Below are 23,972 nucleotides of genomic sequence, written 5' to 3' on the forward strand. Positions count from 1 at the left end.
CCTCGATCAGCAGCGTGAACGGGACTACCCGGTGGCCGGACGGGGGGCGCGGCGGGGTTAGCATCCTCGTGGCGGGAAGGGGAGCATGACGTGCGGGAGCTTGCTACTGAACCGGAAGGTCTGACGGAACCGAGCGAGGTGCTCGGATGACCGTGCTCGAGTCGATCATCGAAGGCGTCCGCGAAGACCTCGCCGTGCGCGAGGCGGCACTGCCCTTCGACGTGCTCAGGGAGAAGACGGCGAAGGTGGCGCCGCCGCAGGACGTGATGGCGATCCTGCGCGGGCCCGGTGTGGGTGTCATCGCCGAGGTGAAGCGGCGCAGCCCGTCCAAGGGGCAGCTGGCCGACATCCCGGAGCCCGCGGAACTCGCCGCGCAGTACGAGCTGGGCGGCGCGCGGGCGATCAGCGTGCTGACCGAGCAGCGCCGCTTCGGCGGTTCGCTGGAGGACTTCGACGCGGTGCGCGCGGCGGTGGGCGTGCCCCTGCTGCGCAAGGACTTCATCGTCAGCCCGTACCAGGTGCACGAGGCGCGCCTGCACGGCGCGGACCTGGTGCTGCTGATCGTGGCGGCGCTGGAGCAGAACGCCCTGGTCTCCTTGCTGGACCGGGTCGAGTCGCTGGGCATGACCGCCCTGGTCGAGGTGCACACGGCCGAGGAGGCCGACCGCGCGCTGGAGGCCGGCGCGAGCGTCATCGGCGTGAACGCGCGCAACCTGCACACGCTGGAAGTGGACAAGGACGTGTTCGGGCGGATCGCGCCCGGCCTGCCCTTCGACACCATCAAGATCGCTGAGTCGGGCGTCACCGGACCGGGTGACCTGATGGCGTACGCGGGCGCGGGCGCCGACGCGGTGCTGGTCGGCGAGAGCCTGGTGACGAGCGGCGACCCCAAGGTCGCGGTGAACAAGCTGGTGACGGCGGGTTCCCACCCGGCGTGCCCCCGGCCCAGTCGGTAGAACCACCCGGTACCCGGCAGAAGGAGAGCGCATGTCGCGCGGCCAGTTGGCTCCGACACCCCACGACCCGGACGAGCGGGGCCACTTCGGGCCGTGGGGCGGCCGGTTCATGCCGGAAGCGCTCATCGCCGCGGTGGACGAGCTGGCCGCGTTCTACGAGAAGGCGCGGGTCGACCCCGAGTTCCTGGACGAGTTCGCCCGGCTGCTGCGCGACTTCGCCGGGCGGCCGTCGCTGCTCACCGAGGCGCCGAAGTTCGCCGCCCACGCGGGCGGCGCGCGGGTGTTCCTCAAGCGCGAGGACCTGAACCACACCGGCTCGCACAAGATCAACAACGTGCTGGGCCAGGCGCTGCTCACCAAGCGGATGGGCAAGAAGCGGGTCATCGCCGAGACCGGCGCGGGCCAGCACGGCGTGGCCACCGCCACCGCGTGCGCGTTGATGGGCCTGGACTGCGTCGTCTACATGGGCGAGGTCGACACCGAGCGGCAGGCCCTCAACGTGGCCCGGATGCGCCTGCTCGGCGCGAAGGTGATCCCGGTCAAGACCGGCTCGCGCACGCTGAAGGACGCCATCAACGAGGCGCTGCGCGACTGGGTCGCCAACGTCGACGACACCCACTACCTGCTCGGCACGGCCGCCGGGCCGCACCCGTTCCCGGTGCTCGTGCGCGACTTCCACCGGATCATCGGCATCGAGGCGCGCGAGCAGATCCTGGAGAAGGCGGGCCGGCTGCCGGACGTGGTGGCCGCGTGCGTCGGCGGCGGGTCCAACGCCATCGGCATCTTCCACGGCTTCATCGACGACCCGTCCGTGCGGCTGGTCGGCCTGGAGCCCGGCGGCGACGGCATCGACACCGACCGGCACGGCGCGACGCTGACCGCGGGCACGCCCGGCTCGCTGCACGGCGCCATGTCGTACGTGCTCCAGGACGCCGACGGGCAGATCGCCGAGGCGCACTCCATCTCGGCCGGTCTGGACTACCCCGGCGTCGGGCCCGAGCACGCGTTCCTCAAGGACAGCGGGCGGGCCGAGTACCGGCCGGTGACCGACGCCCAGGCGATGGAGGCGTTCGCGCTGCTGTCGCGGGAGGAGGGCATCATCCCGGCGGTCGAGTCGGCGCACGCCCTGGCCGGCGCGCTGGTGCTGGGCCGCGAGCTGGGGCCGGAGGGGCTGATCCTGGTCAACCTGTCCGGGCGCGGCGACAAGGACATGGACACCGCGATCAAGTGGTTCGGGCTGGGGGTGGAGTCGTGAGCAGGCTTGATCCGGTCTTCTCGGCTTGTCGGGCGGAGTCGCGGGCGGCCCTGATCGGGTACCTGCCCGCCGGCTACCCGACCGTCGAGGGCTCGAAGGACGTGCTGCGGGAGATGGTCTCGTCCGGGTGTGACCTGGTCGAGGTCGGCCTGCCGTTCTCCGACCCGGTGATGGACGGCGTGACGATCCAGCGCGCGGCCGAGCAGGCGCTGCGCGGCGGGTTCCGGGTGCGGGACCTGTTCGGCGTGGTCGAGTCGGTGGCGGCGGCCGGCGGGCGCGCGGTCGTGATGACGTACTGGAACCCGGTGCTCGCGTACGGGGTGGACCGGTTCGCGCGCGACCTCGCGGCGGCCGGCGGGCTGGGCGTCATCACGCCCGACCTGGTGCCGGACGAGGGCTCGGCGTGGATCGAGGCGACTGACGCGCACGACCTGGACCGGATCTTCCTGGTCGCGCCGTCGTCCACGGAGGAGCGGATCGACCTGACCGCGCGGTCGTCGCGCGGGTTCCTGTACGCGACTTCCGTGATGGGCGTGACGGGCGCGCGCGACGTGGTGTCGTCGGCGGCCCCGGCGCTGGTCGAGCGGGTGCGCGAGCACACGGACATGCCGATCGGGGTCGGGCTGGGCGTGCGCAACGGCGCCCAGGCGGCGGAGCTGGCGGCGTTCGCGGACGGCGTCATCGTGGGCTCGGCGTTCGTGTCGGCGGTGCAGGACGACACGGTCGCGGCGCTGACGGAGGAGTTGGCCAACGGGGTGCGCCAGGCGGCAGCGGCCGTGTAGTACGCACGTTCGAGTGAAGTAGTCCGTTCGGTGGCTCCCGGGCCCCGAAATCGTCGGTGCGCGTCGGCATCCTGGGCTCGTGATCAAGCCCATCCACGACCCGGCGTGCGACACTGGAGCGCGTCGGGCTCCCCCCGGAGGTGATGTCGCATGGCCCTGCCGGCGGACTACGAGTACTCGCGACCGTTGTTGGCGCACGAGGGACCGTGGACCTTGGAAGACGTCATGGCGCTTCCCGAGGACACGCTGCAACGGGTCGAGCTCATCGACGGGGCACTGCTCATGAGCCCGATCGGCAACCTCCGCCACCAGCGCTTGCTCTTCGACATCGCCACGGTCCTCCGGGACGCCTGCCCACCTGGCCTGGAGGTGCTGCCGGGGCTCAACCTCCAGTTGTCCGGCAGCCGCATGCTCATCCCCGACTTCACCGTCAGCGTGGCCGGCGTGGAGGGCTTGTTGCTCCCGGCGGCGGACCTGGTGGTGGCGGGAGAAGTGCTCTCACCGAGCAACAGGGTCAACGACCTGGTGCTGAAGCGGAAGCTCTACGCCGAGGCCGGTATCCCGTTCTACCTGGTCGTGGACCCGAAGGAGGTCGAGGTCACCGCGACGATGTTCGAGTTGGCAGCGGGCGAGTACGTGGAGGTGGAGCGCAGTGAAGGTGGCGTGCTGAAGCTCGAAAGACCCTTCCCGGTAACAATCGAGCTGTCGAGGTAGGCCCGATCGGACCACCCGCTACGGTGGGGGCCGTGGTGACGACTTACCTCGCGACGATCCCGAGCCCGGACCAGGGTGTCTGGCAGCTGGGGCCGATCCCGCTCCGCGCCTACGCGCTCTGCATCATCCTCGGCATCGTGCTGGCCATCTGGTGGGGCGAGCGCCGCTGGGTCGCCCGGGGCGGGCTGAAGGGCGAGGTCACCGACATCGCCGTCTTCGCGGTCCCGTTCGGCCTGATTGGCGGGCGGCTCTACCACGTCGCGACGGACTACCACAAGTACTTCGGGGAGGGCCGCAACCCTCTCGGAGCGCTCGCCATCTGGAACGGCGGCCTCGGCATCTGGGGCGCCATCGCGCTGGGCGGCGTGGGCGCGTGGATCGCGTGCCGGCGCAAGGGCATCCCGCTGCCCGCGATGGCGGACGCCCTGGCGCCCGGCATCGTCGCGGCGCAGGCGGTCGGCCGCCTCGGCAACTACTTCAACCAGGAGCTCTACGGCGGTCCCACCACGCTGCCGTGGGGCCTGGAGATCTACGAGCGCGTCGACCCGGCGACCGGCTTCAAGGACGACCTGGCCGGCGTGGCGCTGGACCACACCCCGATCGAGATCGTGCACCCGACGTTCCTCTACGAACTGCTGTGGAACCTCGGCGTCGCGCTGCTCATCGTGTGGGCCGACCGGAAGTTCCGGCTGGGCCACGGCCGGGTGTTCGCGCTGTACGTCGCGGGCTACACGGCCGGCCGGTTCTGGATCGAGCTGATGCGGACCGACCCGGCTACCGAGGTGTTCGGGCTGCGGATCAACGTCATCACGTCCGCCGTCGTGTTCCTCGGCGCGCTCGTCTACTTCGTGCTCGCCGCGAAGAAGGGCGACCGCGAGGTCATCGTGCGCGAACAGCCCGACGGCGGTCCCGGGTCCGCGTCCTCGGACTCGGACTCGGACTCGGACGATGGCGTGGCCGCGGCGGGGAGCGCCGAGGGCGAGGGGGCGACCGTGCCCGGCACGAAGTCGGCGCCCGACCGCCCCGCGGACACCGGCGGGAAGCCGGGCGAGTAGCCGCCGTGCGCATCCTCGTCGTCGAAGACGACGACCGGGTGGCGCGCGGACTGCTCACCGCGCTCCGGCACGCGGGCTACGAGGTCCACCGGGTCGGCACGGCCGCCGCGGCGCTCACCGCGCCGGCGGCGGACGTCGTGCTGCTCGACCTCGGCCTGCCCGACGGCGACGGCCTGGACGTGCTGCGCGAACTCCGGCGCCGCGCCGGCACCGCCGTCATCACCGTCACCGCGCGCGGCGAGGAGCGCGAACGCGTGCTGGGCCTGCGCCTCGGCGCGGACGACTACGTGGTCAAGCCGTTCGGCACCGCCGAGCTGCTGGCCCGGATCGAGGCGGTGCTGCGCCGCACCCGCGCCGCCCGGGCCGCCGAGCGCGAGCACGAGGTCACGCTCGGCCCCCTCACCCTGGACCCGGCCGGCCGGGAGGCCAGGGTCGACGGCGAACCCGTGCCGCTCACCCGCAAGGAGTTCGACCTGCTCGCCCTGCTGGTCGGCCGGGCGGGCGCGGTCGTCAGCCGGGACCTGATCGTGGACCAGGTGTGGCAGGCGCACTGGGAAGCGCCGTCGCGCACGCTGGACACCCACATCGCCGCCCTGCGCGGCAAGCTCGGCCACGCCCTGCGCATCGAGACGATCCGGGGCGTGGGCTACCGGGTGGCGGCCCACACCCCGGACGACTGATCACCACACGTGGGCGACGTCCACCACGACCCGACCGGGCAGCGTGAACACCCGGAACGGCAGCACGGCGCGCACGCCGAGGCCGACCGTCGTCTGCCCCTCGAACGAACCGGCCCACGCGACCTGCCGGAACGTCTGGTAGCCGGTGACGTCGACCAGCTCGGACCCGTTCACGAACGGGTAGGTGAGGTTGCCGTCCTCGTCGTACGCGGGCGAGTTGACCGTGATCTGCAACTTGGCGCCACCGCGCAGCGGCACCGGCTTGCCCGAGCCCTCGTGCGTCACCTCGGGCACGTACTGCACCGTGTAACCGTCGTTGGCGCCGGCGAAGTCGAACACCAGCCGGTCGTAGCACTCCTGCTGACCCGCCCGGATGTTCGTCAGCGACCCGGTCGTGGTCTGCGCCGCGTGCTTCGCCCCCGAGCCCCAGTCGACCGGCGCGCACGCGACGGGCGCGGCGGACCCCACCACCGGCGTGACCACCGCGAACGCCGTCACCGCCGCTATCAAGAGCGCGACCTTGCGTAGCATGCTGGTTCCCCCTTCCGGCGGGCGTTTCCCACCGACCACATGACGCACGTCACCACCGAGAGGTTGCCCGCGCGTGCTGCGCCGCCTGCTGGTCCTCATCGTGCCGCTGCTGGTAGCCCTGGTGGCGGCCCTGGGCGTGCCGCTCGCGTTCGCCGTCGTGCAGCGGGAGAGCCAGGAGACCTACCTCGACCGGCTGGGTGACGCCAGCCGGTTCGCGTCGCTGGCCGAGAACGCCCTCGCGTCCGGCCGGCTGACCGCGTTGCGCGAGGAGCTGGTCCGCTACGACCGCCTCTACGGCATCGCGGCGGGGCTGGTGGGCACCGACGGCACGGTCCTGGAGTCGTCGCGCCGGCCGTTCCCGCTCACCGACCCGAACGTCGAGGTCGGCCTGGCGGCGGCGTTCGGCGGCTACCGGGGCGAGACCGACCAGTCGACCTGGCCGTGGGAGCGGGTGGACCTGGTCGTGGTCGAACCGGTCGGCCGGGACAGCGAGGTCGTGGCGGCGGTCGTGACGATCTCGCCGACCGACGGCCTCAGGTCGGCGATCCTGCGCCAGTGGGGCGTGCTGGCGCTGATCGGCCTGGTCCCGATGCTCGGCGTGGTGGCGGTGGCGTGGCCGATGTCGCGCTGGGTGCTGCGCCCGGTCCGCAAGCTGGACGAGGCCACCGCCGCCGTGGCGGGCGGCCGGCTCGACGCCCGCGCCGACGAGGTGGGCGGTCCGCCGGAGCTGCGCAGGCTGGCGGCCAGCTTCAACGCCATGGTCGACGTGGTCGGGCGCGCGCTGCGCCGGCAGCGGGCCTTCGTCGCCGACGCCTCCCACCAGCTGCGCAACCCGCTGGCCAGCCTCCGCCTGGCGGTGGACAACCTGGTGCCGCACGTCGCCGACGAGGCGGGCCGGGAGGCGCAGCGGATCGCGGTGGACGAGGCCGAGGAGATGGGCCGCGTGCTGGACGCGCTGCTGGCCGCGACCAGGCTGGACAGCGCGTCCGCCGCCGAGCCGGTGGACGTGGACAACCTGCTGGCCACCCACGTCCCCGGGTGGCGGGCGCTGGCGGGCGACCTGCGCCTGGTGGTCGACGTCCCGCCGGGCCTGCGGGTCCTCGAACCGCCCGGCGGCCTGGGCAGCGTGCTGGACGAGCTGGTCGGCAACGCGATCCGGCTGTCCGGTGGGACGCGGGTGCGGGTCTGGGGCGAGGCGGTGGGCGGTCGGGTGGAGCTGCACGTGACCGACGACGGCGCCGGTCTGGCGGAGGGGGAGCGGGTCGACGCGCTGAGCCGGTTCTGGCGGGCGCCGCGCCACCAGAACGTCGCGGGCACCGGGCTGGGGCTCGCGATCTGCGCCGAGCTGATCGAGTCGGCCGGGGGCGAACTGCTCCTGCTGCCGGTCGAGCCGCACGGCCTGGACGCCGTGGTCCGCCTCGGCGCCTGAGCCCACCGCACCGCCCGGTCCACTTCCGGGTGAGACCCGTTGTCCCCGCCGCGCCGTGCCGCGACCCTGGAACCCGAACCGCACCCCGCACAGGTCAGGGATCTCCATGCGACAGCACTCCCGGACAGCCGCCGCAGGCGTTCTCGCCGCCGCACTGCTCTTCGCCACCGCCGGACCCGCCTCAGCCGCCGCCGGGCCCGCCGCCGCGCCCGGCTGCACCGAGACGTGGGACGCGTGGTGGGTGTGCCGGCACTACGTGGACGCGCGCGTCCACGCGGCCCCGGACCGGAACTCGGACGTCATCGGCGCGCTCTCCGGCGACAGCAGCCGGTTCCACTGCCGGACCGAGGGCGGTTGGCACGGGAGCGGGCCGCACAAGACGCGCTGGTTGGAGGCCGAGGGAGGGGGCTGGGTCTCGGACGGGACGATCATCAGCGAGACCGACCCCGTCGCGCTGTGCTGACCGCACGGCCGCCGATCGACGCGCCGTAGCCGGGCGGCGGGCGCGGGCAGCCGGCGCACAGCCGCCGATCGATGCGCAATCGCCGGGCGACGAGGCGTGGGCAGCCGCGCACGGCCGCCGACAACGCGCAGTCGCCAGGCGACGAGGCGTGGGCAGCTTGCGCACGGCCGCAGGTCAGCAAGCAGCAGCCGGGCGATGGGCGTGGGCGGCCGGGGGCACGGCCGCAGGTCAGCGCTTGGTGGCGCGGAACCAGCGCTCGGCGCCCTTGTGCAGCGGCACCTGGCCCGTGGCGATGCCGGTCCGCACGTTGATCCGGCTGGCCTCCGGGTGGCCGGCGGCGATCCGCTCCGACTGGGTGAACACGGTGCGCGTCACGACCTCCACCACGTCCGCGTCGAGGGAGGCCCTGGCCAGCAGCAGGTTCGGCACGGCGAACGTGCGGCACGGGCCCAGGTCGCCGTAGGTCGTGGCCGGGATGGTGGCCGGCACGTACGGGCCCGGGTAGGCCGTCGCCAGGGCCTCCGCCTCGTCCGGCAGGTCGAGCAGCCGCACCGGGAACGTCGGCAGCGCGTCCGCGATGGCGGGCGTCGGGATGCCGGTCAGCGCGAGCACCGCGTCCAGCGAACCGGCCACCAGCTGCCGGGCCGCCTCGGCGTGCTCCATCCGGCGGGCCTCGACGGGCACCCCCAGCAGCGACAGCAGCCTGGTCGCGGTGAACTCGGTCCCGGACTCGGACGGGCCGAACGACACCGGCCGCCCGGCCAGGTCGGCCAACGCGCGCACCGGCGAGTCGACCGGCACCGCGACCTGCATGAAGCTGTCGTACAGCCGGCCGACCGCGCTGATCCCGCCGGGGTCCTCGGCGCTCAGCAGCGCGCCGTCCACCAGCGGGTCCAATGAAGACAGTCCAAGGTGGACCCGGCCCTCGCGCAGCAGCCGCACGTTCTCCACCGACGCGCCGGTCCGCCGCTCCACCACCCGCGTCGCGGGCAGTTCCGCGGCCAGCGCCGCCGCCAGCGCGCCGCCGATCTCCCGGAACACCGCGCCGTCCGGGCCGGTGGCCAGGACCAGCTCGTCCAGCTCGGGCGTCGGCGTGGGCGCGCAACCGGGGACGGCCGCGGCCAGCGCGGTCAGCAGCACCGAGCGCCGGGACACCTGCACGCCTCGCAGACTAACGCCGCCACCGGGTGACCGAGGTGTTACGTCAGAGGGATCTGAAGTTTCCGCCGCCGTCCTTGTCGCGCCGCCGGCCTGTGCTCAGGATCACTGACCAAACCCAATGGTCCCCCCTTGGAGGAGACGTGGTCAGCGCGCAGGCACGTGAGCGCAAACCGATCTACAAGCACCTCTACTTCTGGGTGCTGGTGTCGATCGTGCTCGGCGTGGTCGTCGGGTACGCCTTCCCGGCCCAGGCGTCGGGCATGAAGTGGCTGGCCGACTTCTTCATCGCGCTGGTCAAGGTCGTCATCGCGCCGACGATCTTCTGCACCGTGGTGGTCGGCATCGCGGGCCTGGGCAACCTGGCCAAGGCGGGCGGCCTGGCGCTGCGGACCATCCTGTACTTCACCGCGATGACGACGGTGGCGCTGGCGATCGGCCTGCTGGTCGTCAACCTGGTCCAGCCGGGCCACCACGGCGCGTCCATCCCGATCAGCGACGGCGCGGCCGACAAGACGCTGGCCGACGCCAAGACGGCCGAGACGGGGGTCACCGGGTTCATCCTCGGCCTGGTGCCGAAGTCGTTCCTGGGCGCGTTCACCGACGGCCAGCTGATCCAGGTGCTGGTGGTGGCGATCCTGGTCGCGGTGGCCGTGGCGGGCATGGGCAAGCGCGGCGAGCGGGTGGTGCAGGCGCTCGACACGGTCGCGAAGGTCATGTTCGGCGTCATCAAGATCGTCATGTACGCGGCGCCGATCGGCGCGTTCGGCGGCATCGCCTACACGATCGGCAAGTTCGGCGGCTCGATCCTGGGCAAGCTGGCCTGGCTGATGGGCTCGTTCTACGCGACGTGCCTGCTGTTCGTCCTGGTGGTGCTGGGCGGCGTGGGGCTGTACGCCGGGTTCTCGATCTTCAAGTTCCTCCGCTACATCAAGGACGAGCTGCTGATCGTGCTCGGCACGTCGTCGTCGGAGACGGTGCTGCCGCGGATGCTGGTGAAGCTGGAGGCGGCGGGCGCGGACAAGTCGGTGGTCGGCCTGACCATCCCGACGGGCTACTCGTTCAACCTGGACGGCACCTGCATCTACCTGACCATGGGCGCGATCTTCATCGCCCAGGCGACCGGCACGGAGGTGGGGCTGGGCACGCAGGTCGGGCTGCTGCTGTTCATGCTGCTGGCCAGCAAGGGCGCGGCGGGGGTGACGGGCGCGGGCCTGGTCACGCTGGCGGCGTCGCTGAGCGCGTTCGAGGGCAACAGCGCGATCCCGGCGGTCGGCATCGCGCTGATCGTGGGCATCGACCGGTTCATGTCGGAGGCGCGGGCGATCACCAACGTCATCGGCAACGGCGTCGGCACCCTGGCGGTGGCCCGCTGGCAGGGCCAGCTGGACCGCGAGCGGCTGCGCGAGGTGCTGGACGACCCCTCGGTGGTCGACGCGGACGCGCTCCTGGAGCGCCAGCACGCCGACGACGACGTCACGGAGCGTGAACCCGCGGCGTCCGGCACGCGCTGATCGCGATCACCTGATCGTGAGCCCCCGGGCAGCCGTCGTCCCAGTCGGGCGACGGCACGGGGGCTCACCTGCGAGTTCTCCGCGAGCGCGGTCGCCGGGGCGCGTGTCGGCAAGCTCTCACCGACGCGCGGGGAGGCCGTCGCTCGGTTATGCTTAACAACGCGTAACAAGCTGGCCGGGGTATCGCACGGGTGGGCAAAATCGTTACGCGTCGGCGACCGAGATCACCCGAAGGATGGTGTGGTTCGGTTTCGCGACTGTTAAAGTCGCGTCAACACGCGGGCCATCGTCGTCCCGTGCCCAGCACCCGGATTCCAGGACCTGGACACGAGGACTCGTTCTTTTCCCAAGGACGACGAAGGAGGTCTGCGCAGTGATCTTCTCCGCCATCCCGTCCCCGCAGGGGCTCTACGACCCCACCGCGGAACGTGACGCCTGCGGTGTGGCGATGGTCGCCGACATCAAGGGCCGGCGCTCGCACGGCATCGTCGTCGACGCGCTCACCGCGCTGGCCAACCTGGAGCACCGCGGGGCCGCGGGCGCCGAGCCGACCAGCGGCGACGGCGCCGGGATCCTGCTGCAGCTGCCGGACGCCTTCCTGCGCGACGTGCTGGACTTCGAGCTGCCGGAGGCGGGCGCGTACGCGGCGGGCATCGCGTTCCTGCCCGCCGACGAGGAGGACCGCGCGAAGGCGGTCGAGCTGGCCGAGCGGATCGCCGTCGAGGAGGGCCTGGAAGTCCTCGGCTGGCGCGACGTGCCGACCGCGCCCGACCACGCGGGCGTCGGCCCGACCGCCCGGTCGGTGATGCCGCACTTCGCCATGCTGCTGGTCCGCGGCGAGACCGATCGGCGCGACGTCGAGCTGGACCGCCTCACGTTCGCCCTGCGCAAGCGGGTCGAGCACGAGAGCGCGGCGGCGGACGTCGGCGCCTACTTCCCGTCGCTGTCGTCCCGGACGATCGTCTACAAGGGCATGCTGACCACCGGCCAGCTGCCCGCGTTCTTCCCGGACCTGCGCGACGAGCGGCTGGCCAGCGCCATCGCCCTGGTGCACTCCCGCTTCTCCACCAACACGTTCCCGTCGTGGCCGCTGGCGCACCCGTTCCGGTACGTCGCGCACAACGGCGAGATCAACACCGTGCGCGGCAACCGGAACCGGATGCGGGCCCGCGAGGCGCTGCTGGCCTCCGAGCTGATCCCGGGCGACCTGACCAGGCTGTTCCCGATCTGCCACCCGGAGGGCTCGGACTCGGCGAGCTTCGACGAGGTGCTGGAGCTGCTGCACCTGGGCGGCCGGAGCCTGCCGCACGCGGTGCTGATGATGATCCCGGAGGCGTGGGAGAACCACACCTCGATGGACCCGAAGCGCCGCGCGTTCTACGAGTTCCACGCGAGCCTGATGGAGCCGTGGGACGGCCCGGCCTGCGTGACGTTCACCGACGGCTCGCTGGTCGGCGCGGTGCTCGACCGCAACGGCCTGCGCCCGGCCCGCTGGTGGCAGACCGCGGACGGCCGGGTGGTGCTGGCCTCGGAGACCGGCGTGCTGGACGTCCCGCCGGACCGGGTGGTGGCCAAGGGCCGGTTGCAGCCCGGTCGGATGTTCCTGGTGGACACGGTCGAGGGTCGCCTGGTCGCGGACGACGAGGTCAAGTCGGAGCTGGCCGGGGAGCTGCCCTACGACGAGTGGCTGCACGCGGGCCTGCTGGAGCTGGCGGACCTGTCCGACCGCGAGCACGTCGTGCAGAGCCACGAGTCGGTGATGCGCCGGCAGCTGACGTTCGGCTACACCGAGGAGGAGCTGCGGGTCCTGCTCGCGCCGATGTCCACGGCGGGCGCGGAACCGCTCGGCTCGATGGGCACCGACACCCCGGTGGCGGCGCTGTCGCAGCGGTCCCGGCTGCTCTACGACTACTTCGTGCAGAACTTCGCCCAGGTCACCAACCCGCCGCTGGACGCGATCCGCGAGGAGATCGTCACCAGCGTGTCCCGGGTGATGGGCCCGGAGCAGAACCTGCTGGAGCCGGGCCCGGTCAGCTGCCGGCACATCAAGCTGACCTACCCGGTGATCGACAACGACGAGCTGGCCAAGCTCATCCACATCAACGACGACGGCGACCTGCCGGGCTTCGCCTGCACCGTCCTGTCCGGACTGTACGAAGTGGACGGTGGCGGCGCGGCGCTGGCGGCGGCGGTCGAGCGGGTGCGCCGCGAGGCGTCCGAGGCGATCGCGAACGGCGCCCGCACGCTGGTGCTGTCCGACCGGGACTCCGACCACCGGATGGCCCCGATCCCGTCGCTGCTGCTGGTCTCCGCGGTGCACCACCACCTGGTGCGCACCAAGGAGCGGCTGCGGGTGGCGCTGGTCGTGGAGACCGGTGACGCCCGCGAGGTGCACCACGTCGCCGCGCTGCTGGGCTACGGCGCCGCCGCGGTGAACCCGTACCTGGCGTTCGAGACCATCGAAGACATGATCAACACCGGCGCGGTGACCGGCATCGAGCCGCGCAAGGCCGTCCGGAACTACGTGACGGCCCTGGTCAAGGGCACGTTGAAGATCATGTCGAAGATGGGTGTCTCGACCGTGGGCGCGTACACGGCGGCGCAGGTGTTCGAGGCCGTCGGCCTGTCCGGCGAGCTGCTGGACGAGTACTTCACCGGCACCGTGTCCAAGCTCGGCGGCGCCGGGCTGGACGTGCTGGCCGAGGAGGTGGCGTTGCGCCACCGCCGCGCCCACCCGGACAACCCGACCGACCGGGTGCACCGCAGGCTGGAGGTGGGCGGCGAGTACGCCTACCGCCGCGAGGGCGAGCTGCACCTGTTCACGCCGGAGACGGTGTTCCTGCTCCAGCACGCCACCAAGACCGGCCGCGAGGACGTCTACCGGCGCTACACCGACGAGGTGGAGCGGCTGGCCCGCCAGGGCGGCCTGCTGCGCGGGCTGTTCTCGTTCCGCTCGGAGGGCCGCACGCCGGTCCCGATCGACGAGGTCGAGCCGGTCTCCTCGATCGTCAAGCGGTTCAACACCGGCGCCATGTCCTACGGGTCGATCTCGGCCGAGGCGCACGAGACGCTGGCCATCGCGATGAACCGGCTCGGCGGCCGGTCCAACAGCGGCGAGGGCGGCGAGGACCCGGAGCGGCTGTACGACCCGGAGCGGCGCAGCGCGGTCAAGCAGGTCGCGTCCGGCCGGTTCGGCGTCACCAGCGAGTACCTGGTCAACGCCAGTGACATCCAGATCAAGATGGCGCAGGGCGCGAAGCCGGGCGAGGGTGGCCAGCTGCCCGCCTACAAGGTGTACCCGTGGATCGCGCGGACCCGGCACTCGACGCCGGGCGTCGGCCTGATCTCGCCGCCGCCGCACCACGACATCTACTCGATCGAGGACCTGGCCCAGCTGATCCACGACCTGAAGAACGCCAACGAGCAGGCCCGCGTGCACGTGAAGCTGGTCAGCGAGGTCGGCGTCGGCACGGTCGCGGCGGGCGTGGCGAAGGCGCACGCGGACGTGGTGCTGATCTCCGGTCACGACGGCGGCACCGGCGCGTCGCCGCTCAACTCGCTCAAGCACGCGGGCACGCCGTGGGAGATCGGCCTTGCCGAGACCCAGCAGACGCTGCTGCTCAACGGTCTGCGCGACCGGATCACGGTCCAGGTCGACGGCGCGATGCGCACCGGCCGGGACGTGGTCGTGGCGGCGCTGCTCGGCGCGGAGGAGTTCGGCTTCGCGACCGCGCCGCTGATCGTGGAGGGCTGCGTCATGATGCGCGTCTGCCACCTCGACACCTGCCCGGTCGGCATCGCCACCCAGAACCCGGAGCTGCGCAAGCGCTTCACCGGCCAGGTCGACCACGTGGTGAACTTCTTCCACTTCATCGCGCAGGAGGTCCGCGAGCTGCTGGCGTCGCTGGGCTTCCGCACGGTCGACGAGGCCGTCGGCCACGCCGAGCTGCTGAAGACCGACGAGGCGGTCGAGCACTGGAAGGCGGCCGGGCTGGACCTGACGCCGGTGTTCGCGGTGCCCGAGACGCCCTACCGCACGGCCAAGCGCAAGGTCCGCGACCAGGACCACGGCCTGGCGCAGGCGTTGGACCGCACGCTGCTCCAGCTCGCCGACGCGGCGTTGAACGACGCCCGGCCGGTGCGGCTGGAACTGCCGCTGCGCAACGTCAACCGGACCGTCGGCACGCTGCTCGGCGCCGAGGTGACCCGCCGGTTCGGCGGCGACGGCCTGCCCGACGACACGATCCACGTGACGTTCACCGGCTCGGCCGGCCAGTCGCTGGGCGCGTTCATCCCGCGCGGCATCACGCTGGAGATGATCGGCGACGCCAACGACTACGTCGGCAAGGGCCTGTCCGGCGGCCGGATCGTGGTCCGCCCGCACCCCGACGCGCCGTTCGCGGCCGAGCGGCAGGTCATCGCGGGCAACGTCATCTGCTACGGCGCGACGTCCGGCGAGGTCTTCCTGCGCGGCCGGGTCGGCGAGCGGTTCTGCGTGCGCAACTCGGGCGCGCTGGCCGTCGCCGAGGGCGTCGGCGACCACGCGTTCGAGTACATGACCGGTGGCCGGGCCGTGGTGCTCGGGCCGACCGGCCGCAACCTGGCCGCGGGCATGTCCGGCGGCATCGCGTACGTGCTGGAGCTCGACCCGGCGGCGGTCAACACCGCCATGGTCGAGCTGCAGCGGCCCGGCGTGGAGGACCTGCGCTGGCTGCGCGAGGTGGTGGAGCGCCACCACCAGCTCACCGGTTCGGCGGTGGCCGCGTCGCTGCTCGGCGACTGGCCCCGGCGTTCCGCGTCGTTCACCAAGGTCATGCCCGGTGACTACCAGCGCGTGCTCGAAGCGATGAGGCTCGCCCGCGCGGAAGGCAGGGACGTCGACCAGGCGATCATGGAGGCTTCCCGTGGCTGACCCGTACGGTTTCCTCAAGCACTCCCGCTCCGAGCCGAAGAAGCGCCCCGCCGCCGACCGGCTCGGCGACTGGAGCGAGGTCTACCAGGACCTGCCCGCCGAGCAGCGCGACGCCGAGGTGCGCACGCAGGCGACGCGGTGCATGGACTGCGGCATCCCGTTCTGCCACTCGGGGTCGGCGGGCTGCCCGCTGGGCAACCTGATCCCGGAGTGGAACGACCTGGTGCGCCGGGGCGACTGGGAGTCCGCGTCGGAGCGGCTGCACGCGACGAACAACTTCCCCGAGTTCACCGGCAGGCTGTGCCCCGCGCCGTGCGAGGCGGCGTGCGTGCTGGCGATCAGCCACGACGCCGGCGGCGCGGTCGCCATCAAGCGGGTCGAGCAGGCCATCGCCGACGTGTCCTGGGACCAGGGGCTCGTGCGGCCCACGCAGTCGCACGTGTCGTCGGGCAAGAAGGTCGCGGTCGTGGGCTCGGGACCGGCCGGGCTCGCGGCGGCGCAGCAGCTCACCCGCGCCGGGCACGAGGTCACCGTGTACGAGCGCGACGACCGGCTCGGCGGGCTGCTCCGCTACGGCATCCCCGAGTTCAAGATGGAGAAGAAGGTCCTGGACCGGCGGCTCGCGCAGCTCCGCAAGGAGGGCACGAAGTTCGTCACCGGCTGCGAGGTCGGCGTGGACCTGAGCGTCGAGGAGCTGCGGTCGGAGCACGACGCCGTGGTGCTCGCGGTGGGCGCGCTGCGCGGCCGTGACGACACGACCACCCCCGGCCGCTCGCTGCGGGGCATCCACCTGGCGATGGAGCACCTGGTGCCCGCGAACCGGGCCTGCGAGGGCGACGGGCCGACCGCCGTCGACGCGGCCGGCAAGCACGTCGTCGTCATCGGCGGCGGCGACACCGGCGCGGACTGCTACGGGACGGCGTCCCGGCAGGGCGCGGCCTCGGTGCTGCAGCTGGACCAGTACCCGATGCCGCCGTCCACCCGGGACGGCGAGCGCTCGCCGTGGCCGGTGTGGCCGTGGATCCTGCGCACGTACCCCGCGCACGAGGAGGCGGGGGAGCGGAGGTTCGCGGTCGCGGTGGAGGAGTTCGTCGGCGACGAGGACGGCCACGTGCGGCAGATCCGGCTGCGCAAGGTGCGGGTGGAGAAGGACGCCTCCGGTCGGCGGCAGGTCGTGCCGACGTCCGAGGAGGTCGAGGTGCTGCCGGCGGACCTGGTGCTGCTGGCCATCGGCTTCGAGGGCGTCGAGCACCTGCCGCTGCTGGACGGGCTCGGCATCCGGCTCACCTCGCGCGGCACCATCTCGTGCGGCTCGGACTGGCAGACCCAGTCGCCCGGCGTGTTCGTGTGCGGTGACGCGCACCGGGGCGCGTCCCTGGTCGTGTGGGCGATCGCGGAGGGCCGCTCGGTGGCCAACGCGGTGGACCGGTACCTGACCGGCTCGTCCGACCTGCCGTCCCCGGTGATCCCCAACATGCTTCCGCTCGCCGTGGTGTAGTTCGGCTGCGCGAACCGCAGCCGGGTGCCCGGCCGCTCCGACAACGGCGTCGGAGCGGCCTTTCGCGTTTCGCGGGACCCGCGCCGGCGCTTCGCCCGGTTATCCGGCGGTTGCCGCGCCGTGCCCCCTCCCCGATAGACAGGCGACGCAGTCCACGAACAGCGTTTCCGTTGCGGGAGAAGGACTCTCGACGATGTCATTCGAGCCAGGGGGCGACAGGCGATGACCAGCGGTGGGCAGGAGCGGTTGATCGGGCGACGCGCGGTGCTCAGGGGAGCGGGCGGCGCGGCGCTGGCGGGGGCGGTGGGGATCGCGGGCGCGCCGGGAGCCCGCGCGGGCGGCGGCCGGTCGGCCGACGTGATCGTCGTCGGGGCGGGCTTCGCGGGCGTCACCGCGGCCCGCGAGCTGCGGTCCGCGGGCCTGCGGCCGGTGCTGCTGGAGGCTCGCGACCGGATCGGCGGTCGCACCCGCACCGCCGATTACGAGGGGCAGGTGATCGAGTACGGCGGCCAGTGGGTCAGCGACGCGCACACCAACGTCATGGCCGAGCTGCGGCGCTACGGGATCGGGACGAGGTCCGGCGGGCCCACGCCGCTGCGCGCGTTCTTCCCGGCCGCGGCGGGTGGGCAGCGGGAAGTCGACTTCGCCGAGGCGAACGACCGGCTGAACTCGTTGCTGGCCCGGTTGTTCGAGGGGTCGCGGGACTACTTCCCGCGCCCCCGCGACCCGCTGTTCGCGGCGGATGTCCTGGCCCGCCACGACCCGCTCTCGCTGCGGGACCGGCTGGACCGGTTGGCCCTGCCCGAGGAGGACGGGCTGTGGCTCGGCGGCGTGACGAGCGTGTTCTCCGGCGGGTCGAGCGCGCTCGGCGGGCTCACCGCGCTGGCGCAGTCGTGGGCGGGCGGCGGGCACACCGGGCAGGGCTGGAACGAGCTCAACGAGCACCTGGTCCAAGGCGGCACCGGCGCGCTGCTGACCGCGGTGCTCGCCGACGCGCGGGCGGACCTGCGGCTGAACTCGCCGGTCGCCGCGGTGGCCGAGGAGCCCGGACGCGTGGTGGTCACCACGTGGGCCGGCGCGCGCTACACCGCGCCGGCCGTGGTGGTGGCGGTGCCGGTGAACGTGTGGCGGACGATCTCGTTCTCGCCGGGGCTGCCCGCGGTGCACGCGCAGGCCACCCGGCAGGGCGTCGGGGTGCCGAACGTGACCAAGCTGCTGCTCCGACTGCGCGGCGACCACCGCCTGCCGTTCGCCCTGGGCCCGGAGGGCTCGCCGATGTCGCAGGTCGTGCCGCAGGCGGAACTGCCCGACGGCGACCAGCTGGTGGTCGCCTTCAGCGTCGACCCCGCCCTCGACCCGACCAACCTGCCGGACGTGCAGGCGAAGCTGCGCACGATCCTGCCGGGCGCGACGGTCCGGGACTGCCGGGCCTGGTCGTGGGGGCGGGACCGGTGGGCGATGGGCGGCTGGGCGATGCGCCGGCCGGGCCAGCTGCTCCGGCAGGTGCCCGCGATCCACCGGCCGCACGGCCGGGTCGTGTTCGCCTCGGGCGACGTGCCCGCCGCGTGGCACGGCTACATCGAGGGCGCGATCGAGGCGGGCGTGCTCGGCGCGCGGCAGGCGCTGGCCCTCGTCTGACCGGTGTCGAGGCGCGGGCCCCGGCTCCCGGGGCCCGCGCCGCCGGCGTCCGTCACCGGACGGCGGCCTCCGCGCCGGGGTGGGTTTTCGGCAACCCGAACGTGGTGAACAGGGCCGGGTCCTCGACGACGTCGATCCGCTCGATGCCGGACGCGGTCTCGGTCAGCACCTCGATGGAGTAGGCGCGGTGCACGCCGTCCGGACCCGGTCGGTACACCGCGAAGCCGTGCCGCTCGTGCACGGTGATCGGGATCATCCGGCAGTCGCCGAGCGCGGGGCAGTGCGCGAGGTACCGGCCGATGGCCTCGCGGCCCGTCAGGGGTTCCGCGGCGGTCGACACCGAGCACACGACGTCCGAGGTCAGCAGGTTGACCAGGGCGGTGATGTCGCCGTCCTCGAACGCCGCGGCGTACCGGTCGAGCAGGTGGCGCCGCTCCGGTTCGACGGTGGCCGCGGTGGGCGCGGCCTGGGCGAGCTGCGCGCGGGCCCGGCGCAGCATGCTGTGCACGGCCGCGCCGGAGGTGCCGAGCACCGCGGCGACCTCGTTGGCCCGCCAGCCGAGCACGTCCCGCAGGATCAGCACGGCCCGCTGCTGCGGCGCCAGGTGCTGCCAGGCCACGGCCAGGGCCAGGCGCATGTTCTCCCGGGACGAGACGATCGCGGCCGGGTCGGCGTCCGGCTCGACGGCGGGCGTGCCGTCGGCGTCGTGCCGGTCGTCGGCGGGCAGCCCGGACGGCAGCGGGTTGCGGCTCCGGCTCTCCAGCGCGGTCAGGCAGACATTGGTGGCGATCCGGTAGAGCCAGCTGCGCAACGACGAACGCCCCTCGAAGTCCTGGTACGACCGCCACGCGCGCAGCATCGTCTCCTGCACCTGGTCCTCGGCGTCGTGCACCGACCCGAGCATGCGGTGGCAGTGCGCGAGCAGTTCGTGGCGGTACGGGTCGGTCAGCCGGGCGAAGTCCTCGCCACCGGGTCTGCCCCCGGCGCCCGGGTGCGCGCTCAGCTCGGTCGACGTCATGTCGCTCCCCCCTCGGGACATGCATAACTCTGCCACGTCTGTAGACCGGGCTCCCACCCGAAATTCGTCGCGGATCGGCGGCGAATTTCCCCTCGCCCGCCGGTCTTCTCCAACGTGACCGAGCCGAAGGCAGCCGGAACCCCGACGGGGGGCGGCGGAACCCACCCCCGGGACCCGTCCCGGTGGACCGCGCCCACCCTGCTCCCGGTGGCCTGCGCGGTGCTCGTCCTCGACCTGCCGACCCTGGTCCGGGGTCTCGGCGGTGGCGGACGTCTCACCGGTCACCCGGCCCCGCTGGGTAGTGTGGGTGGCGACCGCGTCCCCGCCGCGCTGCGGTGGGTGGCCGGTGTCCCGCGCCTGACCCGCCGAGCGGTCGGGCGGCTGCTGACCGGTCCCGCCCGGCCCCGACCACTCCGCGACCGCCTCGGTTCCCTGGAGCGCACGGCTCCGCGAATCGCGGTGCGCGGGTCGCTCCCGGTTCGGGGGTCCGCAGCCGGATCGGCGCGATTGGCCGTCGGTTCGGCGCCGAGTTCGGTCTTGATCGGGTCTCGTGCCGGGGCGGTGGGACCGGACTGACAATGACCGGCTAAATGCTAAAGCGCGATCGCCCTCGGTTCGCAATTCGCTGACCTGGTGCGTTACCCCGGATGGGCGATGAGCGGACTTCTGCTTAACTGGTAGTGTCGATGGGGGTTGGTTAACGTGTGGCGGGGGAGATGGCCCGCGCGTTCTTGAGCATTCGTGCATTCACTGGGGGGTCACAGTGCACTTTCGGATGTTGGGTCCACTCGAAGTGGTCGAACGTGGTCAGCCGGTCGCGGTCGGAGGGGCGACGAGACGGGCGGTGCTGGCATTCCTGCTGTTAAGGGCCAATCGGGTGGTGGCCACCAGCCAGTTGCTGGACACGTTATGGATGGAAGACGCCCCGAAGTCTGCCCGTAAGATACTCCAAAACGCGATCTGGGGGTTGCGCGGAGTCCTGTCCGCGCATTCCGCGCAAGGGGAGGGCGAAGAGGCTCCCGCCTTGTTGACCAAGGCTCCCGGATATATGTTGAGGATCGATCCCGACGATATCGACGTGCACCGGTTCCACCGGTTGGCCAAACAGGGCAGGGCCGAATTGGCCGCCGGTTCCCCGGAAGTCGCGAGCAGGTTGTTGCGGGAGGCGCTGGCCCTCTGGCGGGGCCCCGCGCTGGCCGACCTGGTGGAGACCGGCACGTCGTGGCCGGAGCTGACCGCGCTGCAGAACGCCCGGCTCGACGCCATGGAGGACTGGTTCGAGGCGGAGCTGGCGTGCGGGCGCCACTACACGGCGGTCGACGAGCTGGAACTGCTGGTGGAGACCGAACCGCTGCGCGAGCGCCTGTGCGGCCAGCTCATGGTGGCCCAGTACCGCAGCGGCAGGCAGGCGGACGCCCTGCGCACGTACTCCAGGGTGCGGACCGCGCTGGCGGGCGGGCTCGGGCTCGAACCGGGCAAGGAGCTCCAGTCCCTCCAGCGCGCGATCCTCGCGCACGACCCCGTCCTGGCCGTCCCGACGCCGCGGGCCGAGCGGTCCGCGCCGCCCCCGCCGCCCGCGCGCGCGACCGGGCAGGCCCAGATCAGCGTGCTCATGGTGAAGGTGCCGTTCCCGGCCGACCGGCGCGAGGAGACCTTCGAACGGGTGGCCGCCACGATCCGGGAGAAGGCGGGCGCCCTGGGCGGCGTGGTGACCGGCTCGATCGGCTCGGTCACGCTGGCGCTGTTCGCCTCGGGCGCCGACCGCCAGAACAGCGCCCTGCGCGCGGTCCGCGCCGCGGCGGCGATCCGGGACGCCTTGCACGACCCGGCCGGCGAGACCACCGTCCGCGCGGCGGTCGTCACCGGACCCGGCCGCCCGGGCGCCGAGCCGTTCGAGGTGAACGGGGCCCTGCTGGGCAGTTGCGAGGCGCTGCTGGCGAACGCGGCCGCGGGCGCGGTCTGGGCGTGCGACCACACCCGGCACTGCACCGCCTCGGTGGTCGCCTACCGCCGGGTCAGCGGGGCCTCGCTGGTCGGCTGGGAGCTGTGCGCGGCCGAGCTGACCGGCGTCGACCACGGCGCCGAGGCCGACGCCGACCCGAGCGAGTGCGAGCTGAGGCTGCTGCTCGGCCTGCTCGGCGTGGTGCGGCACCGCAACCGGCCGCACCTGGTGACCATGCTGAGCGAGGGCGAGCCCACCATCCTGTCCCGGTTCGAGCAGGTGGTCGGCGCGGGCGGGGACCCCCGGCCGCGGTTGATCAAGGTCGGCCCGGCCCGGGGCGCGCACGCGGTGCACGCGTCGCGCGCGCGGATCCTGGCCGAGGTCTGCGGCGTCGGGCCGAACGACACCTCGCTGACCGTGCGCGGCAGGTTGGAGTCGATGGTCCGGTGCGCGGCCACGTCCGACGGCGAGGTCCGCCGCCTGGTCGACGGGCTGCTGCCGCTGCTGGACCCCGACTCGACGCCGCCGCACGGCGCCGCCGAGGTGTGGCGGCTGTTCCTGGACCGGCTGACCCTCGACGCGCCGCTGGTCGTGGTGGCGGAAGACCTGCACCGGGGTGACGAAGCGCTGCTGGACTTCGTCGCCGGCCTGGCCGACATGTCCCGCTCGGTGCCGGTCCTGGTGGTCGTCGCGGCCCACCCGGACCTGCTGGCCGCCAAACCGGACTGGAGCCTGCGCCCGAACACCACCACGCTGCTGGTGGAGAGCGCGCTGCCGTACCGCGCCACCGGGGTCGGGGTGGGGCCCAAGTGCGCGACGGGCCTGGACGAGGACAACCCGCGCCTGATCTTCGCCATCTGACGGGCGGGCCGGGACCTCCGGGCGCCCGTGCGGACCGCGACGAGCCGGGACCCGATCGGCGGGTCCCGGCTCGTCGCGTCGCGGTCGTCGGACCGCTCGGGGGATCAGATGAACACGGTGTCGGGGTCCTTGCCGAGCAGCACCCGGCCCTGGAGCTCCATGTTGGCGTTGAACTGGACCAGCGCGTGCAGCGACATCCCCTGGATGTCGCGGTGGAACCGCTGGAACGGCACCGAGCGCCGGATCACCGACGCGCCGCTGGCGGTGTGCAGCAGCTCGACCGCCTCCTTGGCGAGCTGGGCCGCGAAGGTGGTCTGGCCGCGGACGATCGACTTCTCGTCCAGCGACAGCTGCTCGCCCGCGTCGGCGCGCTCCTGGATCGGGGTCAACCAGAGCGAGGACAGCGACTCGGCGGCGTCGATCTTGTTCTTGGCGGTGGCCACCTGGATGTGGGTGAGCGGGTGCTCGCTCTGGTCGGTCCAGGAGGTGTAGGTGATGCCGCGACCGGGCAGCCGTTCGAGGAACAGCTCGTACGCGCCCCGGGCCATGCCGACGAACACGGCCGACACCTCTGCCATCACCAGGCTCATCAGGCCGTAGTCGCGGCCGTCCGCGCCGCCGTTGGAGCGGCCCGGCGTGGTGTTGGACATCGCGTGCTCGAAGTCCAGCGCCCGGTGCTCCGGCACGAACACGTCCTCGGCGACCGAGGTCGCGCTGCCGGTCCCGCCCGCCGCCACGACGTCCCAGTCGTCCACGATGGACAGGTCGCCGACGGGGACGAGCGCCATCAGCTCGCCGTGCGACCCGTCCGGGTTCTCCACCATGGCCGCGGCCAGGTTCCAGTCGGCGCCCTTGATCCCGGTGTTGAACGCCCACCGGCCGTTGAGCAGGTAGCCGCCCTCGGTGCGGGTCAGCTTGCCGGTGGGGGCGAACGCGCTGGACACGCGCACCGACCCGCTCGCGAACACCTCCTCCTGCGCCTTGTCCGGGAACAGCGTCACCGTCCAGGCGCTGTGCACCCACACCATCGACACCCAGCCGGTCGAACCGCAGCCCCGGGCGATCTCGGTGAGCACCCGCACCTTGTCCGCGGCGGGCAGGTCGAGGCCGCCGAACCGGGCGGGCACCGCCATCCGGAACACGCCCGCCTTCTCCTGCAGCGCGATGTTCTCGTCCGGTATCCAGCCGTTCCGCTCGGCTTCCGCGCCGTTGTTCCTGAGGGTGGGGACCAGGTCTCGCACGGCGTCCAGCACGGACGCCAGCGACTCGCTCGTCGACATCGGGTTTCTCCTCGCGGGTGATCGGGTCGGTACTCGTCGGGCGCCGCCGCGGACGTGGTGATCCGGTTGATTCCCGGTGGCTGTCGCCGACGGGCGGCCGATTATTTCGGCGGTCGTGGTCTTCCGGTCGGCCGACGGAGGTCGGATACGTCGGCGGACGCTATCCGCGCTGCTCCACCGGCCGGTAACCCGATGACCTCCGGCCCGGTCCGGGCGGATTACCGGATCTTTACCGCATCGTGGACCTCGCTGAAACCGGGTCGACCTACCGTCGGCTGCCTGCGAA

17 protein-coding genes are annotated in these 23,972 nt (G+C 72.8%); 13 read left to right on the top strand and 4 right to left on the bottom strand.

Annotation, left to right across the window (positions count from 1 at the left end; all coding sequences use genetic code 11):
* The first annotated feature begins 146 nt into the window (after positions 1 to 146).
* From trpC to AB0F89_RS15790, 6 genes are all read left to right on the top strand, one after another.
* Complete coding sequence (gene trpC, locus AB0F89_RS15765; protein WP_367136840.1) at positions 147 to 956, top strand: indole-3-glycerol phosphate synthase TrpC; 810 nt, start codon at positions 147 to 149, stop codon at positions 954 to 956.
* A gap of 31 nt (positions 957 to 987) precedes the next feature.
* Positions 988 to 2,211 carry a tryptophan synthase subunit beta gene (gene trpB / locus AB0F89_RS15770; RefSeq protein ID WP_367136842.1) on the top strand — a complete coding sequence of 408 codons (1,224 nt, stop codon included), beginning with the start codon at positions 988 to 990 and terminating at the stop codon, positions 2,209 to 2,211.
* A complete protein-coding gene (gene trpA, locus AB0F89_RS15775) occupies positions 2,208 to 2,993 on the top strand; it encodes a tryptophan synthase subunit alpha (RefSeq protein ID WP_367136844.1) in 786 nt (261 codons plus the stop codon). The genes trpB and trpA overlap by 4 nt, the downstream gene beginning before the upstream one ends.
* A gap of 150 nt (positions 2,994 to 3,143) precedes the next feature.
* On the top strand, positions 3,144 to 3,707 hold the full coding sequence (locus tag AB0F89_RS15780) for a Uma2 family endonuclease (protein WP_367136846.1): 564 nt from the start codon (positions 3,144 to 3,146) through the stop codon (positions 3,705 to 3,707).
* 35 nt (positions 3,708 to 3,742) lie between these two features.
* A complete protein-coding gene (gene lgt, locus AB0F89_RS15785; RefSeq protein WP_367138878.1) occupies positions 3,743 to 4,762 on the top strand; it encodes a prolipoprotein diacylglyceryl transferase in 1,020 nt (339 codons plus the stop codon).
* 5 nt (positions 4,763 to 4,767) lie between these two features.
* On the top strand, positions 4,768 to 5,442 hold the full coding sequence (locus AB0F89_RS15790) for a response regulator transcription factor (protein WP_367136848.1): 675 nt from the start codon (positions 4,768 to 4,770) through the stop codon (positions 5,440 to 5,442).
* On the opposite strand, the gene AB0F89_RS15795 is transcribed toward AB0F89_RS15790, so the two are convergent.
* Positions 5,443 to 5,973, bottom strand: a complete 531-nt coding sequence (locus AB0F89_RS15795; RefSeq protein WP_367136850.1) for a hypothetical protein — start codon at positions 5,971 to 5,973, stop codon at positions 5,443 to 5,445.
* A 73-nt stretch (positions 5,974 to 6,046) separates the two neighbouring features.
* Between AB0F89_RS15795 and AB0F89_RS15800 the strand changes: the two genes are divergently transcribed.
* Positions 6,047 to 7,402: an ATP-binding protein gene (locus AB0F89_RS15800; protein ID WP_367136852.1), complete on the top strand. Its 1,356-nt coding sequence runs from the start codon at positions 6,047 to 6,049 to the stop codon at positions 7,400 to 7,402.
* 106 nt (positions 7,403 to 7,508) lie between these two features.
* Positions 7,509 to 7,865, top strand: a complete 357-nt coding sequence (locus AB0F89_RS15805; RefSeq protein ID WP_367136854.1) for a hypothetical protein — start codon at positions 7,509 to 7,511, stop codon at positions 7,863 to 7,865.
* 228 nt (positions 7,866 to 8,093) lie between these two features.
* On the opposite strand, the gene AB0F89_RS15810 is transcribed toward AB0F89_RS15805, so the two are convergent.
* A complete protein-coding gene (locus AB0F89_RS15810; protein WP_367136856.1) occupies positions 8,094 to 9,026 on the bottom strand; it encodes a TAXI family TRAP transporter solute-binding subunit in 933 nt (310 codons plus the stop codon).
* Positions 9,027 to 9,166: 140 nt separating this feature from the next.
* Here AB0F89_RS15810 and dctA point away from each other — a divergent pair, with 140 nt between their 5' ends.
* From dctA to AB0F89_RS15830, 4 genes are all read left to right on the top strand, one after another.
* Entirely contained in the window at positions 9,167 to 10,537 is a 1,371-nt protein-coding gene (gene dctA, locus AB0F89_RS15815) for a C4-dicarboxylate transporter DctA (RefSeq protein WP_367136858.1), read from the top strand.
* Between the two features lie 373 nt (positions 10,538 to 10,910).
* Positions 10,911 to 15,449 carry a glutamate synthase large subunit gene (gene gltB / locus AB0F89_RS15820; protein WP_367136860.1) on the top strand — a complete coding sequence of 1,513 codons (4,539 nt, stop codon included), beginning with the start codon at positions 10,911 to 10,913 and terminating at the stop codon, positions 15,447 to 15,449.
* Positions 15,442 to 16,947 carry a glutamate synthase subunit beta gene (locus tag AB0F89_RS15825; RefSeq protein ID WP_367136862.1) on the top strand — a complete coding sequence of 502 codons (1,506 nt, stop codon included), beginning with the start codon at positions 15,442 to 15,444 and terminating at the stop codon, positions 16,945 to 16,947. Before gltB ends, AB0F89_RS15825 begins: the two co-directional genes overlap by 8 nt.
* A 222-nt stretch (positions 16,948 to 17,169) precedes the next feature.
* Positions 17,170 to 18,585, top strand: coding sequence for a flavin monoamine oxidase family protein (locus AB0F89_RS15830; protein ID WP_367136864.1), 1,416 nt, complete (start codon positions 17,170 to 17,172; stop codon positions 18,583 to 18,585).
* 52 nt (positions 18,586 to 18,637) lie between these two features.
* Here AB0F89_RS15830 and AB0F89_RS15835 read toward each other — a convergent pair whose 3' ends face one another.
* On the bottom strand, positions 18,638 to 19,603 hold the full coding sequence (locus tag AB0F89_RS15835; protein WP_367136866.1) for an RNA polymerase subunit sigma-70: 966 nt from the start codon (positions 19,601 to 19,603) through the stop codon (positions 18,638 to 18,640).
* Between the two features lie 1,078 nt (positions 19,604 to 20,681).
* On the opposite strand from AB0F89_RS15835, the gene AB0F89_RS15840 reads away from it, so the two are divergent.
* Entirely contained in the window at positions 20,682 to 22,406 is a 1,725-nt protein-coding gene (locus tag AB0F89_RS15840; RefSeq protein WP_367136868.1) for a BTAD domain-containing putative transcriptional regulator, read from the top strand.
* Between the two features lie 104 nt (positions 22,407 to 22,510).
* On the opposite strand, the gene AB0F89_RS15845 is transcribed toward AB0F89_RS15840, so the two are convergent.
* Positions 22,511 to 23,686 carry an acyl-CoA dehydrogenase family protein gene (locus AB0F89_RS15845; RefSeq protein ID WP_367136870.1) on the bottom strand — a complete coding sequence of 392 codons (1,176 nt, stop codon included), beginning with the start codon at positions 23,684 to 23,686 and terminating at the stop codon, positions 22,511 to 22,513.
* Positions 23,687 to 23,972 lie beyond the last annotated feature (286 nt).

Source organism: Saccharothrix sp. HUAS TT1, from assembly GCF_040744945.1.
Classification (GTDB): Bacteria; Actinomycetota; Actinomycetes; order Mycobacteriales; family Pseudonocardiaceae; genus Actinosynnema.